Source organism: Pseudomonas sp. Z2-11, from assembly GCF_054161305.1.
Map to the genome: position 1 here is coordinate 3,843,062 of NZ_CP096395.1, position 20,439 is coordinate 3,863,500.

A 20,439-nucleotide genomic window follows, 5' to 3' on the forward strand; every position below is an offset into this window, starting at 1 on the left:
GTGCATTAAGGCGAATTATGGAGCGTCCCGCACCGGACTTGGTACGAAAGGCGCCTGCGTGACTTCTCGTACCCGTCCTGAGCCGCCACGCTCATCGGGAAGGCGCCGTTTATTCCAAGCGCCACCCGGCACTCAATTTACGAGGGGCGGCAGTCTAAGGCCGAGTTGGGGTGTCAGCAACCGAAAACATGGGGAAAATGTCCGACAACCGCTTCAAATGCTGCCTCGACAGGCTTCTACCGGCCATCGGAGTGCGTTTATAACAAGAAATTCGCTGCAATGGCTGTATTTAGAAGACAAATGGCAACGCCACGCGGGTCAGGCGTGGCGCTTTGTCGCATCGGCAGTGACCTAGCGCTTGAGTTTGCGCTTGTTGCGGTATTGGTCGATGACCACAGCGACCACGATGATCAGCCCCTTGATGATGTCCTGGATATAGGCGTCGACACCGACAAAGGTGAAGCCGCTGGCCATCACCCCGAGGATCAGCGCGCCGATCACCGTCCCGGTGATGCGCCCCACCCCGCCGGCCAGGCTGGTGCCGCCGATCACCGCCGCGGCAATCGCGTCCAGCTCATAGGACATGCCCATGCCCGCCTGCCCGGTCGCCGCACGCGCCGAAGCCACCACGCCGGCGAGTCCCGCCAGCAGCCCGGCGATGCTGTAGACAATCACCAGATGACGCTTGACGTTGATGCCCGAGGTCCGCGCCGCCTGCATGTTGCCGCCGATGGCGTAGGTGTATTTGCCGTACTTGGTGTAGCGCAAGGCAATGTGAAAGATCACCGCCACCACCAGGAAGATGATCACCGGCATCGCGCCATGACCGATGGCCGTATAGGAATCAGACAGCATGCTCACCGGCTGGCCTTCGGTGTAGTACCGCGCCAGGCCACGGGCCGAGACCATCATGCCGAGGGTGGCGATGAAGGGCGGGATGCCGGTAAGGGCGATGATGCTGCCGTTGATTGCCCCGGCCAGCAGCCCCACGCCAAGCCCCGCCACTACCGGGATCCACACCGGCAAGTCGGTCAGCGAGGGAAACACCGCCCGGGCGAAATCCGAAGTCTGGGCCAGGCTGGCGGCAATCATCGCCGACAACGCCAGTACCGAGCCGGATGACAGGTCGATGCCGGTGGTGATGATCACCTGGGTCACGCCGATGGCCAGCAGGCCGATGATCGACACCTGCAGGATCATCAGCACCAGGCGCTGCGAATTCATCAGGAAACTCTGGTCGCGCATGATCCAGCCGAACATCTCGAACACCAGCCCAATGCCGATCAGCACCAGGAAAATGCTCAGTTCCGTCGGCAACCGTCGACGCGTCCTGGCCGGTGCGGCCGCGGGTTTGTTTTCCAGTATCGCGTTCATAGCCATTTACCTTTGTTATCTGGGCGGACGGGCAATCAGGACAGGCCCGACGCCAGTTGCATGACTCGTTCCTGGGTCGCTTCGCTACGGTCGAGGGTGCCCATCAGGTCACCTTCGTGCATCACCATGACCCGGTCGCTCATGCCCAGCACTTCGGGCAGTTCCGAGGAAATCATGATGACCGCCATGCCTTCGCTGGCGAGGTAGGAAATGAGTCGGTAGATTTCCGCCTTGGCGCCAACATCGATACCGCGGGTCGGCTCGTCGAGGATCAGGATGCGCGGGTTGGTCATCAGCCAGCGGGCCAGCAACGCTTTCTGCTGGTTGCCGCCGGACAAGGTGTCGATGCACTGCTCGAGGGACGGCGTCTTGACCCGCAGTTTCTTGCACATTTCTTCGCACAGCGCGCGCAGGGCTTTTTGCTGGATGAAGCCGTTGCCGACGTAATGGGGCAACACCGCCATCTCCATGTTTTCCAGCACCGACAGGCAGGGAAACAGGCCGCTGAGCTTGCGGTCTTCGGTCAACAGGGCGAAGCCCTTCTCGATCGCCATGTGCGGATCGGTGATGCGCACCGGCTCGCCGTCCAGCAGCATCTCGCCACCGGTGGCCGGGGTCACGCCAAAGATCGCCTCGGCGACATTGGTCCGGCCCGAGCCCATCAACCCGGCGATGCCAAGGATCTCGCCGGCATGCAGGTCGAACGACACGCCTTTGAAGATACCGTCCAGGCTCAGGTCGCGTACCGACAGCACCTGATCGCCGATGGGCTTGTCCCGCTCGGGAAACAACTGGCTCAACTCGCGCCCGACCATCATCGAGATCAGGCTGTCGCCGTCCATGCTGTCGGCCCGTTGCAGACCGATGTAGGCACCGTCACGGAACACCGCCACCTCATCGGCGATGGCGAACACTTCATTCATCTTGTGGGTGATATAGATGATGCCCTTACCCTGGGCCTTGAGGTCGGCGATGATCGAAAACAGATGCGCGACTTCCGTCTCGGTGATGGCCGAGGTCGGTTCGTCCATGATCAGGATGTCCGAGTCATACGAAACGGCCTTGGCGATCTCCACCATCTGCCGCTCGGCGATGCTCAGGTTGCCCACCTGCTCCTCGGGGTCGAGCTTGATTCGCAAGCGCTCCAGCAAGCGCGCGGTGCAGCGGTGCATCTCACCGTGGTCGATCATGTGCAGGCCGTTGAGCTGCTCACGGCCGATCCAGATGTTCTCGGCGATGCTCATGTGCGGCATCAGGTTCAGTTCCTGGTGGATCATCGCGATCCCGGCCTGCAAGGCCGCCAGCGGGGTGTCGAACGTGATCGGCTTGCCGCGCAGGCGCAGCTCACCGGCATCCGGCTGGTAGATGCCGGCAATGATTTTCATCAGCGTGGATTTGCCTGCGCCGTTTTCGCCCATCAAGGCCAGCACCGAGCCGGGGCGCACCCGCAGTTGCACGTCGGACAGGGCCACCACGCCGGGAAAACCCTTGCTGACGTTGACGACTTCCAACAGGTACGGTTCGTCAGGTAATGCGCCCGGCTGGAAAGTCGCCGCCGGGGCGCTCGTAGCAGTCGCTGATGCGAACATGGTCAGGTACTCCCTCGGCAAGATCGGCGCGGCGACCTTGCCTGTTTATTGTTGTGATGGAACGGGTGGGACGTCACTTGAACTGATCGACGTTCTCCGGCGTGATCAGGCGATACGGCACCACGACGGATTGCATCTTCTCGCCCTTGGCCATTTTCACCGCCGTGTCGATGGAGCCATCGGCCTGGCCCTTGGCGTCCTGGAACACCGAGACCGCCATCTCGCCTTTCTTGATGGCGTTCAAGCCATCCGGCGTGCCATCGACCCCGGCAATCAGGACGCTGCCCTTCTCTTTGCCAGCGCCCTTGAGCGCCATGGCGGCGCCGATGGCCATCTCGTCGTTGTTGGACACCACGGCCTGGAAGTCGCGGCCCTGGGTCAGCCAGTCATTGACCAAGGTCATGCCCTTGTCCCGCGACCAGGTGCCGGTCTGTTCCTGTTCGATCTTGATGCCCGGGTACTTGGCCAGCACTTCCTTGACGCCCTTGGTGCGGTTGGTGGTGGAGTTGTTGGCCAGGTCGCCCAGCAAGATCACGATGTCGCCCTTGCCGCCCATCTTGTCGGCCAGGTATTGCATCTGCATGCGCCCGGCTTCCAGGTCATCGGAGGCCACGGTGACTACCCCTTCCGGCAACTCCAGATCGTCCGGGCGGCGGTTGACGTACACCAGCGGGATGCCCGCGGCCACCGCGGCCTTGGTGATGCGCTGGGTCGCGGCGGTGTCCACGGGGTTGACGATGAGCGCATCGACCTTCTGGCTGATGAAGCTTTCCACCTGGCTGAGCTGCTTGACCACGTCACTGCGTGCATCTTCGAATTGCAGGGTGACGCCGTCCGGCAGGGACTTGGCTTTCTTGTCCATGGATTCGCGCAGGTAGGTCAACCAGGTGTCATCGAACTGGGACATGCTGACGCCGATCTTCAGGTCCGCCAGGGCAACGCCGCTGGCGAACATCAACGACAGGGCCAGCGAGGCAATACGGGTCTTGGTCTTCATGAACGGTCTTTCTCCACATTTTTGTTGGTCTTATGGATAAGGCGTGACGGACTTCAGGAACGCGGCAAACGCACGATCGGTGCGCCGGGCATGCAGCACACCACGGCGCCCTTGCGCTGGATGCACAGGGATTCGAAAAAAGGAAGGATTGCGGACAGGCGCAAGGGCAGTGGCAGGTGAAACGCAGAGCGGTTGAAGGTTTTCATCGACGGTACCTGGCTGTGTTTCTTGTTTTTGTTTAGTTCGTCGTTCATTCAAGCCGAGCCTGGATAAACACGAACAGGGTTGTCGGTCACCTGGAATCGACTTTATTGGAAAATATTTTCCATATCAACTGATTTTAGAATTTTATTCGTTTTTTGTTCCATGACCAACGGGCGTGGATAAATACACCACGTTGCCCTGCTCCGCGCTTTGCCTTGCAGCGTCCAGGACACGGGTCGTGGCCAGGGCGTCGCGAGCGGCGACCGGCAGCGGCCCGTCGCCCTGCAAGGCGGCCTGGAGACGCTGGTAGAACGCCAGCCAGCAACCGCGTTCCGAGGCCACGCGCTCGCGCTCGGCACCGTGTTCGAACCAGCCCCAGCGCCGGTGCTCCTCGGCGCCCCAGCGCTCGCCTGCGATGGCCGGGCTCAATCCCGCCAACGCCTGGGCTTCCTGCCCATCGAGGCCTTCGACGGTATAGCAGCCTTCGCTGCCACTGACCCGAAAGCGTGGGCGCGGCGCGTCCTGCAGGCAACTGCCGCGCAAGTGCGACACGACGCCGTTGGCGTGGGCCAGCGACATGAAGAAGCCGTTGTCGTAGGCCTGGTCCGGCTGTCGATAATCCAGCTCGGCGTAAACCCGCAGCACCGGGCCAAACAATTGCAGTGCCTGGTCCACCAGATGGCTGCCCAGGTCCCGCAGGAATCCGCCGCCGCTGCCTTTTCCCACTGAGGTCGGCGAGTAACGCTCGATGCTGGATTCAAAGCGAATGACCTGCCCGAGGGCGCCGGACGCGAGCAATTTGCGTACCGTGAGGAAATCCGAATCCCAGCGCCGGTTCTGGTAGACGCTCAACGGCACGTTGCGCCTTTCGGCGGCCAGCACCATCGCTTCGGCCTGTGCGGCGTCTAGGGCAAAAGGCTTATCGCTGACCACCCCCACGCCGTGCTCGATGGCTTCCAGTACCAGCGCCGGACGCGCTTCCAGCGGCGTGGACACCACCACCGCATCGACGCCGGCCGCCACCAGTTGCGCAAGGCTGTCGAACGCTTGGGCCTGCGGATGCTCGCTTGCCAACTGCTGGCGCCGCTCGGCGGAGCGGGTTACCACGCCGACGAAGGTAGCCCCCGGCAGGCTGCTGATCAGCGGCGCATGGAAAAAACGCCCGCCCTTGCCGTAGCCTACTAATCCGATTCGCATGAAAGCCCCTTATGTAGATGCAACTCCTGTGGGAGCGAGCCTGCTCGCGAAAGCGGTGGATCAGACATATTAATGCAGGCAGACCCGACGCCTTCGCGAGCAGGCTCGCTCCCACAATTTGACCGAGTACCTTCAGCGTAAACGAGGTCGACTGTGGGAGCGGGCTTGCTCGCGAAGGCGGCGGTAATTTCAACATTGATGTCGACTGACAATACGCCTTCGCGAGCAAGCCCGCTCCCACGGGAAAATGGTGCTCAGCCGTAGAACCGTGGCCGTTCGGGCAGTTCGACCTTGACGATCTGCCCGCTCTGCTGCGCTTCGATACACGCGTCCGCCGCCACCGCCGCAGCGAACCCATCCCAGGCCGAGGGGCCGCCCACCTGGCCGGCGCGCACGCCGTCGATGAAGGCCTGCAGTTCGACGTCGTAAGCGCCGATGAACCGGTCTTTCCAGTCCATCAGGATCGCATTGGAAAGCTTGGCGCCGCTGCGCAGTTGCACCTGGGACGGTTCTGGCAGCCTGGCGATGCCGGTCTCCCCCACCACTTCGCACTGGATGTCGTAGCCGTATTGGCAATTGACGAACACTTCGACGTCGATGCGCGTGCCCTTGGCGGTTTCCAGCAGGACGATCTGTGGATCGCGCAAGTGCGCCAGGGCCTTGCTGGTCTTGCGTGGAAACACCACCTGCACCGAGACGTAATCGTCGGCCAACAGCCAGCGCAACACGTCCAGCTCGTGAATCAAGGTGTCGGTGATGGCCATGTCGGTCTTGTAGTTTTCGCCCACGCTGGGGTTGCGGTGGGCACAGTGCAGCATCAACGGCTCGCCGATCTGTCCGCTGTCGATCACCGCCTTGAGCGCCCGATAACCTTCGTCGTAGGGGCGCATGAACCCGACCTGTACCAGGCGCTTGCCGTGGGCCACTTCGGCCTCGACGATCCGGCGGCAACCTTCGGCGGTAACGGCCAACGGCTTCTCACAGAACACCGGCTTGCCGGCGGCGATGGCCGCCAGCACGAATTCTTCATGACTTGGCCCCCAGGACGTGACGAGGATCGCCTCGACGTCCGGCGCCTTGATCAGTGCATGGCCGTCGGGATAGACCTCGGCGGTCAACTTCAGGTCGGCCACCACTTTCGCCGCTTGCACCAGGTTGATGTCGGTCACCGCGACGACCTGGCTGTTGAGCAACGTCTGGCTGCAACGACGGATATGGTCCTGGCCGATGGCCCCGGTGCCGATGACGCCCAGCTTCAAAGACATGTGGAACTCCTTTCGTAGGGTTGGGGCAATCAGTATTGACGGGCCTTGGCCAGTCGTTCGTTGAGGGTCTTGGCGACGGCATCGGTACGGGCGCTGGTAGAGACTTGCGCCACGCCGACCCGCCACCACGACAGGTACTTGTGGATCATGGTCTTGGGCAGGACCTTGATGTCGATCAGCGTCGAGACCGTCTGGAGTCGGGCGTCGGCCAGCGCGGCGTGCAGTTCCTCCAGTGTCTTGACCTTATAGGTCTTGCAACCGTAGGCCGCCGCGCTCATGGCGAAATCCACCGGCACGAAGGCGCCGTCGAGCTTGCCCGTCTCGGGGTTGCGAAAGCGGAACTCGGTGCCGAAGCTGTCCATGCCGTGTTCCATCTGCAGGTTGTTGATGCATCCGAACGTCATGTTGTCCAGCAGCACCACATTGATCTTGCGGCGCTCCTGGATCGAGGTGGCAAGTTCGGAGTGCAGCATCATGTAGGAGCCATCGCCCACCAGCGCGTAGACCTCTTTGTCCGGCTCGGCGAGCTTCACGCCCAGGGCGGCATTGACCTCGTAGCCCATGCACGAATAGCCATATTCGACGTGGTAGGTGTTCACGCCCTTGCTGCGCCAGCTGCGCTGCAAATCACCCGGCAGGCTGCCGGCGGCGGCGACGATGACGGCATCATCGGCCAGGGTTTCGTTGAGGGTGCCGAGCACGCGGCTCTGGGTCAGGCAGGATCCGGTGAGCTCGATGAACTCGCGAAACACCGCCGGGTCCATGTGGTCGTTGATCTCGGGGACGAAGTCATCAGCCTGGAAATCGGCCTGGTAGACCCGGTCCACTTCCGCCTGCAACTGCGTCTTGGCATCGGCGATCTGCCCGCCCCATTCGGCGCGATAGGCGCCCATCGCGGCGGACAAAGCCTCAAGCCCCGAACGCGCATCGGCGAGCAGTTGCACACCGTCGAGCTTCAAGGCATCGCACGGGCTGATGTTGAGGTTGAGAAACTGCACCTCGGGATGCTGGAACAGCCATTTCGACGCCGTGGTGAAATCGCTGTAGCGGGTGCCAACGCCGATGATCAGGTCCGCTTCCTTGGCCAGCAGGTTCGCCGCCAGGCAACCGGTTTCGCCGACGCCGCCGACGTTCAATGGATGAGTGGAGACCACGGCGCTTTTGCCCGCCTGGGTTTCGGCGAAGGGGATGTCGAAACGCTCGGCAAAGGCCTGCAACGCGGCGTTGGCTCCTGAATACCTGACGCCACCACCGCAGATGATCAACGGCCGGCGCTTGCCCTTGAGCAGCGCCAAGGCATCGCCGAGCATCGCCTCGGTGGCCGGGCGACGGTCGATGCGGTGGACACGTTTTTGCAGGAAATAATCCGGGTAATCGTAGGCCTCGGCCTGTACATCCTGGGGTAGCGCCAGCGTCACCGCGCCGGTTTCGGCCGGGTCGGTGAGCACGCGCATCGCCTGGATCGCGGCGGTCATCAATTGCTCGGGGCGGTTGATCCGATCCCAGTACTTGCTCACGGCCTTGAACGCATCGTTGGTGCTGATGCTCAGGTCATGGAACTGCTCGATCTGCTGCAGCACCGGGTCGGGTTGGCGGCTGGCGTAGACATCGCCGGGCAACAGCAGCAAAGGAATGCGGTTGGCCGTCGCGGTGGCGGCGGCGGTCAGCATGTTCGCCGCACCGGGGCCGACCGACGAGCTACAGGCGTAGATCCTGCGCCGCAGGTGCTGCTTGGCAAAGCCGATGGCGGCATGGGCCATGCCCTGCTCGTTGCGGCCCTGATGGACCACCAGGTCGCCGCTGTCCTGCTCCAGCGCCTGGCCCAGGCCCAGCACGTTGCCGTGGCCGAAAATGGTAAACACCCCGGCGACGAACTTGCTCTGGACGCCATCGACCTCGATGTACTGGTTATCGAGGAATTTCACCAGGGCCTGGGCCATGGTCAGTCGTGTTGTGGTCATGCTTGCACCTTGTCTGGAATGCAAATCCGGAGAATTGCCCGATCCCCTGTGGGAGCGAGCCTGCTCGCGAAAGCGGCGTGTCAGGCGACATAAGTGTTGAATGTACTGCCGCCTTCGCGAGCAGGCTCGCTCCCACAAAGGGATCTTCATCAGGGTCGATAACGGGCTCAGGCCTGCGACGAGCCTTGCAGGTGGCTCATACTCGCCCCCAGCGCCTGGCGGATATCGGCCAGTTCATGGACGCTCTCGGCAAACGGCTCGAAGGACAGGTAACCCTCGTAGCCACCGGCCCGTAGCGCCTCGATCTGCTTGGCATTGCCAAGGATGTCAGCCTCGCCCACCAGCACCCGGTGGCCGTCGCGAATACTTGCCAACGGTGCCTGCGCATCCTCGACGCCGGAGATGTGCACCAGCCCGGTCAGCTCGGGAAAAAATTCCTCCTCGCCGGCCAGGTGATGGTGAAAGGTGTCATGCACCAGGCGGAACACATCCAGCCCGCCGATGGCCTTGATCGCCTCCACCGCCGCGCGTTTGCGCCGCAGCGAGCACTCTTCGAAACCCAGCGGCTCGATGAAGCCGTAGATGCCGAAGGCGCGCAGGATCGGCGCCAGCTCACTGAGCGCGGTGCGCAGCCCCGCCGCGCGTTCGGCGGCGTTGCGCGGGTCGGCGCGGTCGTTGAGCGGGCACATCACCAGCCCCTCGGCGCCGCACTCGCGGGCGTAATCAGCCAGGCGCACGGCCTGGGCGCGGCGCTCTTCATTCCATACGTCGAACGGGTACAGGGCGTTGATCGACAGCACCTTGACGCCGCGTTCGTCGCACAGCTCACGGACCCGGGCGGGCGGCATGCCGTCTTCGATCTCGACGCCCTTGAGGTCATTGCGGATCTCGATGGCATCGGTTTTCAACGCCAGCGCAAGATCGATGAAAGCGGGCAGCGACAGGCGCGGGGCAACCATTCGGTTCAAGGCAAAACGCAGGGGCTTGTTCATTGTTGTTCTCCCTCCGGCATTCATGGAAATGGGTTATTGAGCAGTGGGCATGCTGAATTCGGGACCCTTGGCGATGCTGTCCGGCCAGCGCTGCATCACGCTCTTGTAGCGACTGTAGAAGCGCAGGCCTTCCTCGCCATAAGCGTGGTGGTCACCGAACAGCGAGCGCTTCCAGCCGCCAAAGGAGTGCCAGGCCATGGGCACCGGAATCGGTACGTTGATACCGACCATGCCGACCTTGATGCTGCGGGCGAATGCCCGGGCGATGCCGCCGTCACGGGTAAAACACGACACGCCATTGCCGAATTCATGGGCGTTGATCAGCGCGACCGCCGTGGCGAAATCCGGCACACGAACGATCCCCAGTACCGGGCCGAAAATCTCCTGCTGGTAGATGCTCATCTCGGCAGTGACCTGGTCGAACAGCGTCGCCCCGACAAAGAACCCCTGCTCGGCCCCGGGCACCTTGAAGCCCCTCCCGTCGACGATCAGCCGCGCGCCCTCGGCTACGCCGGAATCGATGAAACCTTCAACCTTGGCCTTGTGCTCGGCAGTCACCAGCGGCCCCATGTCGGTGCCGGGCTGCTGGCCATTGCCGACCTTCAACTGGTCGATGCGTGGCAACAATCGCGCGATCAGCTCATCGCCGACGTCACCCACCGCCACGGCGATGGAGATCGCCATGCAGCGCTCACCGGCCGAGCCGTAAGCCGCTCCGATCAGCGCATCCGCCGCCTGGTCGAGGTCGGCGTCGGGCATGACGATCATGTGGTTTTTCGCCCCGCCCAGGGCCTGCACGCGCTTGCCGTTCGCGGTGCCCTGCTGGTGGATGTATTCGGCGATGGGCGTCGAGCCGACAAAGGAGATCGCCTCGATGTCCGGGTGCTGCAACAGCGCATCCACCGCCGTCTTGTCGCCCTGGACCACGTTGAACACGCCATCCGGCAACCCGGCCTCGGTCAATAACCGAGCCATCAGCAGACTGGCGGACGGGTCGCGCTCCGAAGGCTTGAGGATGAAGCAGTTGCCCGCCACCAGCGCCAGGGGAATCATCCACAGCGGCACCATCACCGGGAAGTTGAATGGCGTGACCCCGGCACAGACGCCCAAGGGCTGGCGCAGGTTCCAGTTGTCGATGCCACCGCCGATGTTGTCGCTGAAATCGGTCTTGAGCAGGCTCGGCGCACCGCAGGCGTACTCGACGATCTCGATGCCCCGGGTGACTTCGCCATGGGCATCGGAGAGTACCTTGCCGTGCTCGCGGCTGATGATCTGCGCCAACTCGTCGTGGTGGCGGTCAAGCAGCTCCTTGAACTTGAACATCACCCGGGAACGGCGCAACGACGACTGCTCGGACCAGCCGGGAAAGGCCGCCAGCGCCGAAGCCACCGCTGCCTCGACGGTACCCGGTTCGGCCAGCGCCACCCGGGCCTGCACCGCGCCGGTGGCGGGATTGAAGACGTTGCTGAACCGCGCGGAGTCGTTGCTGTGCACTTGACCGTTGATGTAATGGCCTATTACCGGGGTGTCGCTCATTGTCCTGGTCTCCGTTGGAATGTTCGAATTCAGAGGTCGAGCAGCCAGCTATGCTGCGGATCGTTATGGAATTGCCAGACCCGCTTCGGACCGGCCATGACGTTCAGGTAATACGACTCGTACCCGTAGGGCACGCTGACCGGGTGGTAACCCTTGGGCACCACGACCAGATCGCTGTTTTCCACGGCCATGGCCTGGTCGATGCTGCGATCGTCGGTGTAGACCCGCTGGAACACGAAGCCCTGGGAGGGGTTGACCTGGTGGTAATAGGTCTCTTCGAGAAAGCTCTGGTGCGGCAAATCGTCGGTGTCGTGCTTGTGCGGCGGATAACTGGACGAATGCCCCGACGGCGTGCGCACTTCCACCACCAGCAGCGAATGGGCCGGCTCGCTGTCCGGCAGGATGTCGCAGACGTAGCGGGTATTGGCGCCCTTGCCGCGCACGCTGCGCTTCATGCTCTCGGGACGGATCAGCCGTGGGCCGTACGCATTCGGCGCGCCGCCCGGCGCGGCGCACACCGCCACTTGCACATCGCTCAACGCGGTGATCTGGGCCTGGCTGCCGGGCGGCAGATACGCGGCGTAAGGGGATTTGTCCTCGAATACCGACTGGCGATCGCCGAGGTTGTCCCAATCGAAGGCGCCCTGCCCCGGTGCTTCGCCCTTGAGGTTGATGCGGCCGCTGAGCAGTACCACGCACAATTCCCGGTCTGCGGCGGCCACCGGCAGGCTTTCGCCAAGGCTCAAGCGGTAGGCGGCAAAACCGACGTATTCCAGCGCGTCGCGTGGCAGTTCAACCATGGTCCGGTCGCTGGGATTGCTCTTGATCAGCAGGCTCATGGCGCAGTTCTCTCCTGCAACAGGGCACGCAGGGTGTCGTAGCCTTTCTTGGCATAGATATAACTCGGCGCCACCGCCGGGTCCTGCTCGGCTTCCACCACCAGCCAGCCCTGATAATCGGCAGCCAGCAGGACATCGAGCAACGCGGCGAAGTCGATATCGCCATCTCCAGGCACGGTGAACGTGCCGTTGATGATGCAGTCGGGAAAGCTCCAGAGGTTGTTGCGCGCCAACTGCACCACGGGTTTGCGCACGTCCTTGAAGTGCACATGGCAGATGCGCTCGATGTGTTTGCGCAGCACCTGCAGCGGTTCGCCGCCGCCCATGTAGCAATGGCCCGAATCGAACAACAGGCCGACCTCGCTGCCGGTCAGCGCCATCAGCTTGTCGATGTCCGAAGGCGATTCAACGTAGGCGCCCATGTGGTGGTGGTAGGCCAGGCGCACGCCTTGAGACAAGGTGAAGCGGGCCAGCTCGGTGAGCTTGTCGGCATAGGCCTGCCAGGCCTCGTCAGTGTGAAAGCGTGGCCGCTCGATCAACGGAATGCGCTGGCCCTGGATCGAATCGGCCACTTCGCCATAGACCAGCACCGTTGCGCCGTTCTGCGCCAGCAGCTCGACATGGCTGGCGATGGCGTCGATCTCCTCGGCCGCCGAACGACGCGCCAAGCGACTGGAATACCAGCCGGAGACCAGCGCCAGGTCGTAAGGGCGCAACACGTCGCCGACGCCCTTGGCGTCCTTGGGAAACTTCCCATTGAGCTCGAAACCTTCATAGCCGATTTCCTTGCCTTCGCTCAACGCCGTGCTCAACGGCGTCTCGCCGCCCAACGATGGCAAGTCGTCGTTGCTCCAGGAAATCGGGTTGATGCCAATTCGAATAGCGGGCATGGCTGCACCTTTTGTTGTTTTACATAACCAGGGCGGCGAACCCCTGTGGGAGCGAGCCTGCTCGCGAAAGCGGTGGGTCAGTCACATCAATGCTGCAGACCCGGCGCCTTCGCGAGCAGGCTCGCTCCCACAGGCTCAGTGTTCACAATCTTTGACTTCCTTTAACTGCGCGCGGCGCGCCAGGCCTCGATCAATTCCACAAACCGGCCCTGCACATCCCGGATCAGCGTTTCATCATCGATCTCCCCGGCCAGCCAGGCGCGGCTCGGTTCCTGGAAGATCGTCCGGCCCACGGCAAACCCTCTGCAAGTGCTGCTCTGGCTGGCCTGGCGAAAGCCTTCGGCCAACGCGGCCGCAGGGGCGTTGAGGCCCAGCAGCACCACGCCACGGCAATACGGATCGCGCTGCTGGATCAGCTCATCAAGTTGTTTCCACTCATCGCAGGTCTGCGCCTCGATTTTCCACCACGCCGGGAAAATACCCAGGTTGTAGAGCCGCTTGAGCGCCCGATACAGCACGTCCGGATGGGCCGATGGATGATCCTTGGGCGGAATGACCTCCAGCAGCAATTCATGACCGCTGACCTGGGACGCCTTGTACAAGCCCAACAACTGCGCTTCCTGCTCCAGGCGCAGCAGCGGCTCATCGTCAGGATGAAATTGCACCAGGCATTTGATGATCTGCTCTTGTGGCCAGGCAATCAGGTTGCTGCCGATGGAACGGCCGTGTTCGAACGCCAGCGGCCGCGAGCCCTGCACTTCCACCGGCCGCGCGACCCACCAGCCGCGCCCGGTGGCCGCATTCAGGGAATCCTGGCCGAAACGCTGGTCGGCCAGCAGACCGACATCCGCCTCGATGCCCTGGCGTTGCAGGTCAGCCTCGACCCGCTCCACGGCCTGGATGAACAGTTGCTTGAGCTCGCCGATGCTGTCGAGGCCACGACCGCCCCGCTGGGCCAGTTCCACCAACTGCCAGCGATGGTCAAAGGCAAAGATGAACAGCTGTTTCCAGACCCTGCGCGGCACGCTGACCTGATGCAGCCGTTGCAGCACGACATCCTGGTCAGGGCGGGTGATCGGCACCGGGCTGGCAAACAGGTAATCGAGCTCGGCCCGGGTCGGCATCGCCGGGGCACAGGCATGACGCGACACCACCAACCCGCCACAGGCGTTGGCCAACTGGCAGCAGCGTTCATCACTGGCGTCTTCCAGCCAACCGGCGAGGAAACCCGACATGAACGCGTCGCCCGCGCCCAACACATTCAGCACCTCGACCCGCACGCCGGGGTAAATGGCGCCGTCTTCCAGGCGGTTCGGGATATCGCCATGGATCACCGTGCAACCTTGCGGGCCAAGCTTGACCACCAGGGTCGCCGCCGTCAGCGAGCGCACCGTACGCAGCGCGGTCAGCAGATCTTCGCTGCCACCGGCGATCAAAAACTCTTCTTCGGTGCCGACGATCAGGTCGAAACGCGCCAGGATGCCTTGTACGTGCTGGCTGACCTTGCGGTCGGCGACAAAACGGGTCTCGCCATCAGCCTTGGGCGCCAGGCCCCAGAGTACCGGGCGGTAATCGATATCGAGGATACGTTTGACCTGGTGCGTCTGCGCATAGTCCAGCGCCTGAATGCTGGCCTGGTAGACGCTGTCGGTGGAGAAGTGCGTGCCGGTGATCAACAGCGCCTTGCTCGAGGCGATGAAAGCTTCATCGATGTCCTCGGCCCGTAGCGCCATGTCCGCGCAATTTTCACGGTAGAACACCAGGGGAAAGGTCTCGCGGTCCTTGATGCCGAGCAACACCATGGCTGTCAGTCGCTCGGGGTCGACCTTGATGCCGCTGACGTCGCAGCCTTCGCGCATCAGGGACTCCACCAGAAAGCGCCCCATATGATCATCGCCCACCCGGCTCAGCATCGCCGACCGAAGCCCGAGACGGGCCGTGCCAAAGGCGATGTTGGCAGATGAGCCACCCAGGTACTTGGCGAAGCTCGAGACATCCTCAAGCCGCGCACCGACTTGCTGCGCGTAGAGATCGACGCCCAGGCGCCCCAGGCAGATCACATCCAATTGACGTCCACTGGCAAAACGAGTCTGGCCCATGCTGGCTCCTGTTATTTTTATCAGCCTGCGCTTGACGCCGGAACCGACGCCAACGCTTTGGTGAATGCAGACTAAAACGAGCGAACGGCAATAATCAATATTTTTTCCATAAATTTTTATAGTGGAATATTTTTTCCAATAGACTGTTACTTGGCCGGACCAGACGCGGTGCATCGTTTCAGCACGGCTCACAACTGCGCGCGCTCATGATTTTCCCCGCGGCTACGCTGTAGACTGCGACCAGCCAACCTATTGTCGAGGACCAACCCGTTTCCCAGGGCGTCCTATAAGAACAAGCCAGAAGGATTTTCTATGACCCGCCCCGATCTGCCGGTGCCGTCCGAGAGCGCGTCCGAACCCGCCCTCCCCAGCCCACCGATCAACGCCGAGCGGCTGCTGCAATTGATTACCGAGGAGTACGAAGGCCTGCCGCGCCAGCTCAAACGCATCGCCAGCTACATGAGCCAGCAAAGCGACCGGATCATGGTCGATCGCATCAGCGACATTGCCCGGGAGTGCGAAGTGCACCCCTCGGCCATCGTGCGTTTTTCCCAGCGCTTCGGCTTCAGCGGGTTCAGCGAAATGCAGGCGCTGTTTCGCGAGGCGTACACCCACAAGACCACGCCGGTGCAGAACTACCAGCAACGCATTCGCAGCATGATCGCCAACAAGTCGCAGAAGGCCAGCGCCGGCGATCTCGCGCGCGAATGCGTCAACGCCACCCTGTCGGGCATCGAGCGCCTGGGGTTGGAACTCGACGACGAGGCGTTCGAAAAAGCCGTCGACCTGGTGGTCAACGCCGATAACATCTACGTCGTTGGTGTGCGGCGCTCGTTCGCGGTGGCCGATTACCTGGTCTATAACCTTCAGCACACCAACAAGCGCATTCACCTTGTGTCGGGCCTGGGCGGCAGTTATCGCGAGCAGATGCGCAGCGTCCGGGCCAATGATCTGGTCATCGCCATCAGCTTTACCCCGTACGGCAAGGAAACCCAGCACTGCCTGCGCATCGCCCAGCATCACCAGGCCAAGACGCTGATCATCACCGACAGCAACCTGTCGCCCCTGGCCAAGCGGGCCAATGCGGTGCTGCTGGTGAACGAAGGCAGCTCGTTCGCCTTTCGCTCGTTGAGCGCCACCCTGTGCCTGTGCCAGGCGCTGTTCATCGCCGTGGCCTATCGGCTTGAACTCAAGGTTGATGAAATCCATGAACAGGTCGGATTCGAAGATTGAGCCCGACCTGAAATAAACCGCTGAAGGAGAAGCCATGAAGCTGATCGGCATGCTGGACTCGCCCTATGTGCGACGCGTCGCCATTTCCGCGAAACGCCTGGGGATCGCCCTGGAACACCAATCGGTTTCGGTGTTCAGGCATTTCGAGCAATTCCAGCGCATCAACCCGGTGGTCAAGGCCCCGACCCTGGTGCTGGATGATGGCTCGGTGTTGATGGACTCGACCTTGATCATCGATTACCTGGAAACCTTGGCCGGGCCCGGGAAGAGCCTGATGCCGAGCGATCCGGGGCAACGGTTGCAATCGTTGCAACTGATCGGGTTGGCATTGGCGGCGTGCGAAAAATCGGTGCAGATCTATTACGAACGCACTTTGCGCCCAGCGGAAATCCAGCATGAGCCGTGGCTCGCGCGAGTGTCGGGCCAGTTGCTGGCGGCATATGGCGAGTTGGAAAAGGCATTGGTGAAACAACCATTACCCACCGATGGCTCGCTCGACCAGGCCGGCATCAGCGTTGCGGTGGCGTGGACCTTCACCAACCTGTTGGTGGCCGACCAGGTGCAAGGCAAGGCCTTCCCACAGATCAGCGCGTTTACCGCTTATGCCGAAGGCCTGGAAGCGTTTGTCAGTACACCGGTGGTGGAATAACCTTCCACAGTACAAAACCTGTGGGAGCGAGCTTGCTCGCGATGGCGGCACCCCAGTCACCATCGATGTCGACTGTCCTGACGCTATCGCGAGCAAGCTCGCTCCCACAAGGGATTGTGGTGAACAAAAAAATCCTGTTCAACCGAAAAACACTGTGGGAGCGAGCCTGCTCGCGAAGGCGCCAGTGCATCGACATTCGCGTTGACTGGCACGCCGCTTTCGCGAGCAGGCTCGCTCCCACACAGGAATTGTGCTTGACGAAAAACCTGCGACCGACCAAAAAACAATGTGGGAGCGAGCTTGCTCGCGATGACGGCACACCAGTCACCATCGATGTCGACTGTCCTGACGCTATCGCGAGCAAGCTCGCTCCCACAAGGGATTGTGGTGAACAAAAAAATCCTGCTCAACCAAAAAACACTGTGGGAGCGAGCCTGCTCGCGAAGGCGCCAGTGCATCGACATTGGCGTTGACTGACACACCGCTTTCGCGAGCAGCCTCGCTCCCACACAGGAATCGTGCTTGACGAAAAACCTGCGACCGACCAAAAAACAATGTGGGTTCGACCCGGCTCTCAGGCCGGTTGCATTTTCCTCGGCTCTGCAACCGCCGCCACTTCAAACCGGTCCGCCAGGAACGGTGTGATGTCCAGCGGCAACGGCTCGTCGTTCACCAGTTTGTCCAGCAGCACCCCGGTGATGGCCGAGGTCAGGATGCCGGTGCGAAAATGCCCGCAGGCGTTGAGGTAGCCCTCCACGCCGCGCATCGGCCCGAGGATCGGCAATTCATCCGGTGAGCCGGGACGCAGGCCGGCCCAGGTGCGTTTCAGGTTGATGTCGGCCAGTTGCGGGATACACCGCACCGCGCCTTGCACCAACCCCTCGATTTCAGGGTAGGTGGTGGTCACGTCGAACCCTTTGTCTTCCGTGGTGCTGCCGATCAGGATCTCGCCGTTGTCCTTCTGCGCCACATAACAATCGCTGGTGGTCAGGCATCCTCTGAGGATTTTCGGCAGGCGCTCGGTCAGCAGGATCTGCCCCTTGACCGGCTTGACCGGAATCCGCACGCCCGTCGCCTGCTCGCTCAAGTCCGCCGCCCAGGCGCCGGCAGCATTGATCAACGTCCGGCAGTTGAACGTGCCGGCTTCGGCGGTTTTCACCCCTGTCACCCGACTGCCGTCACGTAATACGTCAGTCACGTTGGTATTGAAAAACAGATCAACGCCATTTTGCCGCGCGCCCTCGGTGTAGGCGTCGGCCAAGCGGAACGGGCTGACCTGGTGGTCGCAGAGAAACTCCAGCGCACCCAAGGCCTCATGGCTGACACTCGGCTCGGCCTCGCGCAACGCCGCCTGGTCGAGCCAGCGCACCTGATCAGCCAGGTGCGGAATGCAGGCGACAATGTGTTCGGCGTAGGAGCGGTCCTCATCGTCATAGATCACGAACTTGAGCCCGGTCTCTTCAAATTTGAAATCCATGCCGTGACGCTCGATCAGTTCCCTGTGCAACTGCGGATACATCGCGTTGGACTGCAAGGCGAAATCGAAAAACGAGTCGGGCAGGATATGCGGCGTGCTGGCATCCACCGCCACGGCGGCGCCTTGGGCCTGGCGCTTGCGGTTGGCCGACATCATGCGGAAAAAAATCACCCCACAGCCCAGCCCCACCGATTCGCCGATGGCCCACAGGCCGCCGGCCGACGCGCGGGTGGCGTTGCCTGGACGCTTGGCATCGATCAGGGCGATCTTCAGGTGCTTGCGCTTGGACAGTTGATAGGCGCACGACGCCCCGATCACCCCCCCACCGGCGATCACTACGTCATAGTGCCTGATCATGGGATACCGCCTCCGGGTCGTCGTTCTGGAACGCAGAGAAAGGAATCGGATCGATCGGAAAACGTGGCCGTAGCCAGCCCACATCGGTCCGTCCGGTAGCTTCGCGCAGGCGGTCGCTGCAGTAGCCGACACACAGGCGACCCTGGCAATCGCCCATGCTCACCCGGGTGCGCATTTTCAGGCTGGCCATGTCTTGCACGCCCTGTTCAAGGGCGCGGTCGATGTCCGCGCGGGTGGCGTGTTCGCAACGGCAGATCACCGTATCGGCGGCTGGCAGCGCGGTTTGCCCGGCGCCGCGCCGGGTGTAGCGATCAACGGCGGCGCGAAAACGAATGATCCGGTCCAATTGGGCCTGATAGCGCCTGCGGCGCTCCAGCGCCGTGGCCTCATCCAGGACATTACGCTGCAGCAGGACCGACAATGCCGCGATGCGCCCGCTCAACATGGCCGCTTCACCGCCGCGGATCCCGCCCATATCGCCCGCCAGGTGGATATGCGCTTCGCTGCTGCGCTGCCAGGCATCGGACACGGCGCGCAGGTAGCCGTCCTCGCTGAAGCCATGGTCAAGCCCCATCTGCTGGCTCAACTGCGTGCGCGGGATAAACCCGTAGCCGACCGCCAGCGTCTCGGCCGGCAGCTGTTCGGCCTGTCCAAGGTCCGGTTTCCAGTCGGCGGAGTAAGGCGCAACGGTCACGCTGCTCAGTTCACCCTCGCCCTCGGCGCGCACCACGCCCCAACCATAGCGCACCCGGATGCGGTGCCGCTTGAGGTACGCCAGCATGCCCAGGCCATCGAGAAACAATTGCGGTTTGTTCAATAACGCCAGGCTTTCCTTGGCGATCCTGCCGAAGGCACAGGCTTCGTAGACACCCGCCACGGTGACGCCCGAGGCGTGCAGCTGGCAGGCCACCAATGGCAGCAACGGGCCGGTGCCGGCAATCACCACCGGGCTCGGCGGCTTGACCACGCCACTCTTGATCTGCAACTGCAGGCCACCGAGCATCATCACCCCCGGAAGCGTCCAGCCGGGGAACGGCACACTGCGTTCATGACAACCGGCTGCCAGGATCAACTGGGAATAGGCCACTTCCCGCAAGCGCTCATCGCCGTCCAGCAGCATCAGGGCCCGGAACCCCTCGGCACCGATGACCCGACTGCCCAGTCGCACATCAATCAGGCCGGCGTTGCGCTGGAATTCCCCATGGAGCTTTGCCAGGGCCTCACTGTAGCGCGCCCCCAGGTAGTCCAGGCTCACGCCATCGCGCAACGGCCCGCGGTACACCACGCCGCCCAGGCGTGGCGCTTCTTCGAGCAGCGTGCAACGCAGACCATTGGCGGCCAGCTCGATGGCCGCCGCCATACCCGCCGGCCCGCCGCCGACAATCACCGGATCGAGGTTCATGGCGCCTCCGTTGCGGCGATGCGATTGGCCCGGGTTTCGATCTGCATGCCCGGTTGCACCAGCGTCTGGCAGGCCCGTCGCTTGTGGCGGCCATCGATCCTGACGAGGCAGCATTGGCAAATGCCCATGCCGCAGTAGGCACCGCTGACCTGGCCGTGGTCGTTGCGGGCCACCTGGCGTTGGCCCATGGCCTGGATGACGGTGAGTACGGTCTCACCCTCGGCGGCGTCGACAGTCTGGCCGTCCAGGCGAACGCTCATGTCGGCCCGTTTCAGCGGTTGAATATCGAATTTACGGCGTAGAACATTCTGGGAGTTGATCATGCGACTCATCCTTAAGGTTCAGTAGGTCTCGGCTCCTTGCGCCACTTGCCACCAG

The 20,439-nt window shown here is 62.6% G+C and carries 17 protein-coding genes; 2 read left to right on the forward strand and 15 right to left on the reverse strand.

Annotated features, from left to right (window positions below; translation table 11 throughout):
- Positions 1 to 351: 351 nt before the first annotated feature.
- The 12 genes from M1E16_RS16950 to M1E16_RS17005 form a co-directional block, all read right to left on the reverse strand.
- Complete coding sequence (locus M1E16_RS16950) at positions 352 to 1,374, reverse strand: ABC transporter permease (RefSeq protein WP_003180516.1); 1,023 nt, start codon at positions 1,372 to 1,374, stop codon at positions 352 to 354.
- A 35-nt stretch (positions 1,375 to 1,409) separates the two neighbouring features.
- Positions 1,410 to 2,963 carry a sugar ABC transporter ATP-binding protein gene (locus M1E16_RS16955; RefSeq protein ID WP_458127931.1) on the reverse strand — a complete coding sequence of 518 codons (1,554 nt, stop codon included), beginning with the start codon at positions 2,961 to 2,963 and terminating at the stop codon, positions 1,410 to 1,412.
- A gap of 73 nt (positions 2,964 to 3,036) precedes the next feature.
- Positions 3,037 to 3,960, reverse strand: a complete 924-nt coding sequence (locus M1E16_RS16960; RefSeq protein WP_458127932.1) for a sugar ABC transporter substrate-binding protein — start codon at positions 3,958 to 3,960, stop codon at positions 3,037 to 3,039.
- A 53-nt stretch (positions 3,961 to 4,013) separates the two neighbouring features.
- The gene (locus tag M1E16_RS16965) at positions 4,014 to 4,214 is read right to left on the reverse strand and encodes a hypothetical protein (RefSeq protein ID WP_434573496.1); all 201 of its coding nucleotides are present in this window, start codon (positions 4,212 to 4,214) and stop codon (positions 4,014 to 4,016) included.
- Positions 4,215 to 4,308: 94 nt separating this feature from the next.
- Positions 4,309 to 5,361, reverse strand: a complete 1,053-nt coding sequence (locus M1E16_RS16970) for a Gfo/Idh/MocA family protein (protein WP_458127933.1) — start codon at positions 5,359 to 5,361, stop codon at positions 4,309 to 4,311.
- Between the two features lie 254 nt (positions 5,362 to 5,615).
- A complete protein-coding gene (locus M1E16_RS16975; RefSeq protein WP_458127934.1) occupies positions 5,616 to 6,626 on the reverse strand; it encodes a Gfo/Idh/MocA family protein in 1,011 nt (336 codons plus the stop codon).
- Between the two features lie 29 nt (positions 6,627 to 6,655).
- Positions 6,656 to 8,587, reverse strand: a complete 1,932-nt coding sequence (gene iolD, locus M1E16_RS16980) for a 3D-(3,5/4)-trihydroxycyclohexane-1,2-dione acylhydrolase (decyclizing) (RefSeq protein ID WP_458127935.1) — start codon at positions 8,585 to 8,587, stop codon at positions 6,656 to 6,658.
- Between the two features lie 167 nt (positions 8,588 to 8,754).
- Positions 8,755 to 9,579, reverse strand: a complete 825-nt coding sequence (locus M1E16_RS16985; RefSeq protein WP_458127936.1) for a TIM barrel protein — start codon at positions 9,577 to 9,579, stop codon at positions 8,755 to 8,757.
- Between the two features lie 33 nt (positions 9,580 to 9,612).
- Positions 9,613 to 11,115 (reverse strand): CoA-acylating methylmalonate-semialdehyde dehydrogenase, encoded by a 1,503-nt coding sequence (locus tag M1E16_RS16990; protein WP_458127937.1) that lies wholly within the window; start codon positions 11,113 to 11,115, stop codon positions 9,613 to 9,615.
- A 29-nt stretch (positions 11,116 to 11,144) separates the two neighbouring features.
- Positions 11,145 to 11,954: a 5-deoxy-glucuronate isomerase gene (gene iolB / locus M1E16_RS16995; RefSeq protein ID WP_434630206.1), complete on the reverse strand. Its 810-nt coding sequence runs from the start codon at positions 11,952 to 11,954 to the stop codon at positions 11,145 to 11,147.
- Complete coding sequence (iolE, locus tag M1E16_RS17000; RefSeq protein ID WP_434601148.1) at positions 11,951 to 12,844, reverse strand: myo-inosose-2 dehydratase; 894 nt, start codon at positions 12,842 to 12,844, stop codon at positions 11,951 to 11,953. Before iolE ends, iolB begins: the two co-directional genes overlap by 4 nt.
- A 161-nt stretch (positions 12,845 to 13,005) precedes the next feature.
- Complete coding sequence (locus M1E16_RS17005) at positions 13,006 to 14,943, reverse strand: bifunctional 5-dehydro-2-deoxygluconokinase/5-dehydro-2-deoxyphosphogluconate aldolase (protein ID WP_458127938.1); 1,938 nt, start codon at positions 14,941 to 14,943, stop codon at positions 13,006 to 13,008.
- 312 nt (positions 14,944 to 15,255) lie between these two features.
- Here M1E16_RS17005 and M1E16_RS17010 point away from each other — a divergent pair, with 312 nt between their 5' ends.
- Together M1E16_RS17010 and M1E16_RS17015 are read left to right on the forward strand one after the other, a co-directional pair.
- Positions 15,256 to 16,176 (forward strand): MurR/RpiR family transcriptional regulator, encoded by a 921-nt coding sequence (locus M1E16_RS17010; RefSeq protein ID WP_305500359.1) that lies wholly within the window; start codon positions 15,256 to 15,258, stop codon positions 16,174 to 16,176.
- Between the two features lie 34 nt (positions 16,177 to 16,210).
- Complete coding sequence (locus M1E16_RS17015; RefSeq protein ID WP_458127939.1) at positions 16,211 to 16,825, forward strand: glutathione S-transferase N-terminal domain-containing protein; 615 nt, start codon at positions 16,211 to 16,213, stop codon at positions 16,823 to 16,825.
- A gap of 574 nt (positions 16,826 to 17,399) precedes the next feature.
- On the opposite strand, the gene hcnC is transcribed toward M1E16_RS17015, so the two are convergent.
- The 3 genes from hcnC to hcnA are packed head-to-tail and all read right to left on the reverse strand — an operon-like array spanning position 17,400 to position 20,384.
- Complete coding sequence (gene hcnC / locus M1E16_RS17020; RefSeq protein WP_458127940.1) at positions 17,400 to 18,659, reverse strand: cyanide-forming glycine dehydrogenase subunit HcnC; 1,260 nt, start codon at positions 18,657 to 18,659, stop codon at positions 17,400 to 17,402.
- Complete coding sequence (hcnB, locus tag M1E16_RS17025; RefSeq protein ID WP_458127941.1) at positions 18,643 to 20,061, reverse strand: cyanide-forming glycine dehydrogenase subunit HcnB; 1,419 nt, start codon at positions 20,059 to 20,061, stop codon at positions 18,643 to 18,645. The genes hcnC and hcnB overlap by 17 nt, the downstream gene beginning before the upstream one ends.
- The gene (hcnA, locus tag M1E16_RS17030) at positions 20,058 to 20,384 is read right to left on the reverse strand and encodes a cyanide-forming glycine dehydrogenase subunit HcnA (RefSeq protein ID WP_458127942.1); all 327 of its coding nucleotides are present in this window, start codon (positions 20,382 to 20,384) and stop codon (positions 20,058 to 20,060) included. The genes hcnB and hcnA overlap by 4 nt, the downstream gene beginning before the upstream one ends.
- Positions 20,385 to 20,439: the final 55 nt, after the last annotated feature.

Bases quoted from the DNA above. Each gene is read 5' to 3' on its own strand.
- M1E16_RS16960 (WP_458127932.1), bottom strand. From the start codon at position 3,960: ATGAAGACCAAGACCCGTATTGCCTCGCTGGCCCTGTCGTTGATGTTC.
- hcnA (WP_458127942.1), bottom strand. From the start codon at position 20,384: ATGATCAACTCCCAGAATGTTCTACGCCGTAAATTCGATATTCAACCG.
- M1E16_RS17010 (WP_305500359.1), top strand. From the start codon at position 15,256: ATGACCCGCCCCGATCTGCCGGTGCCGTCCGAGAGCGCGTCCGAACCC.
- M1E16_RS16950 (WP_003180516.1), bottom strand. From the start codon at position 1,374: ATGAACGCGATACTGGAAAACAAACCCGCGGCCGCACCGGCCAGGACG.
- hcnB (WP_458127941.1), bottom strand. From the start codon at position 20,061: ATGAACCTCGATCCGGTGATTGTCGGCGGCGGGCCGGCGGGTATGGCG.
- M1E16_RS17015 (WP_458127939.1), top strand. From the start codon at position 16,211: ATGAAGCTGATCGGCATGCTGGACTCGCCCTATGTGCGACGCGTCGCC.
- iolB (WP_434630206.1), bottom strand. From the start codon at position 11,954: ATGAGCCTGCTGATCAAGAGCAATCCCAGCGACCGGACCATGGTTGAA.
- iolD (WP_458127935.1), bottom strand. From the start codon at position 8,587: ATGACCACAACACGACTGACCATGGCCCAGGCCCTGGTGAAATTCCTC.
- M1E16_RS16970 (WP_458127933.1), bottom strand. From the start codon at position 5,361: ATGCGAATCGGATTAGTAGGCTACGGCAAGGGCGGGCGTTTTTTCCAT.
- M1E16_RS16975 (WP_458127934.1), bottom strand. From the start codon at position 6,626: ATGTCTTTGAAGCTGGGCGTCATCGGCACCGGGGCCATCGGCCAGGAC.
- M1E16_RS16985 (WP_458127936.1), bottom strand. From the start codon at position 9,579: ATGAACAAGCCCCTGCGTTTTGCCTTGAACCGAATGGTTGCCCCGCGC.
- M1E16_RS16990 (WP_458127937.1), bottom strand. From the start codon at position 11,115: ATGAGCGACACCCCGGTAATAGGCCATTACATCAACGGTCAAGTGCAC.
- M1E16_RS17005 (WP_458127938.1), bottom strand. From the start codon at position 14,943: ATGGGCCAGACTCGTTTTGCCAGTGGACGTCAATTGGATGTGATCTGC.
- hcnC (WP_458127940.1), bottom strand. From the start codon at position 18,659: ATGATCAGGCACTATGACGTAGTGATCGCCGGTGGGGGGGTGATCGGG.
- M1E16_RS16965 (WP_434573496.1), bottom strand. From the start codon at position 4,214: ATGAACGACGAACTAAACAAAAACAAGAAACACAGCCAGGTACCGTCG.
- M1E16_RS16955 (WP_458127931.1), bottom strand. From the start codon at position 2,963: ATGTTCGCATCAGCGACTGCTACGAGCGCCCCGGCGGCGACTTTCCAG.
- iolE (WP_434601148.1), bottom strand. From the start codon at position 12,844: ATGCCCGCTATTCGAATTGGCATCAACCCGATTTCCTGGAGCAACGAC.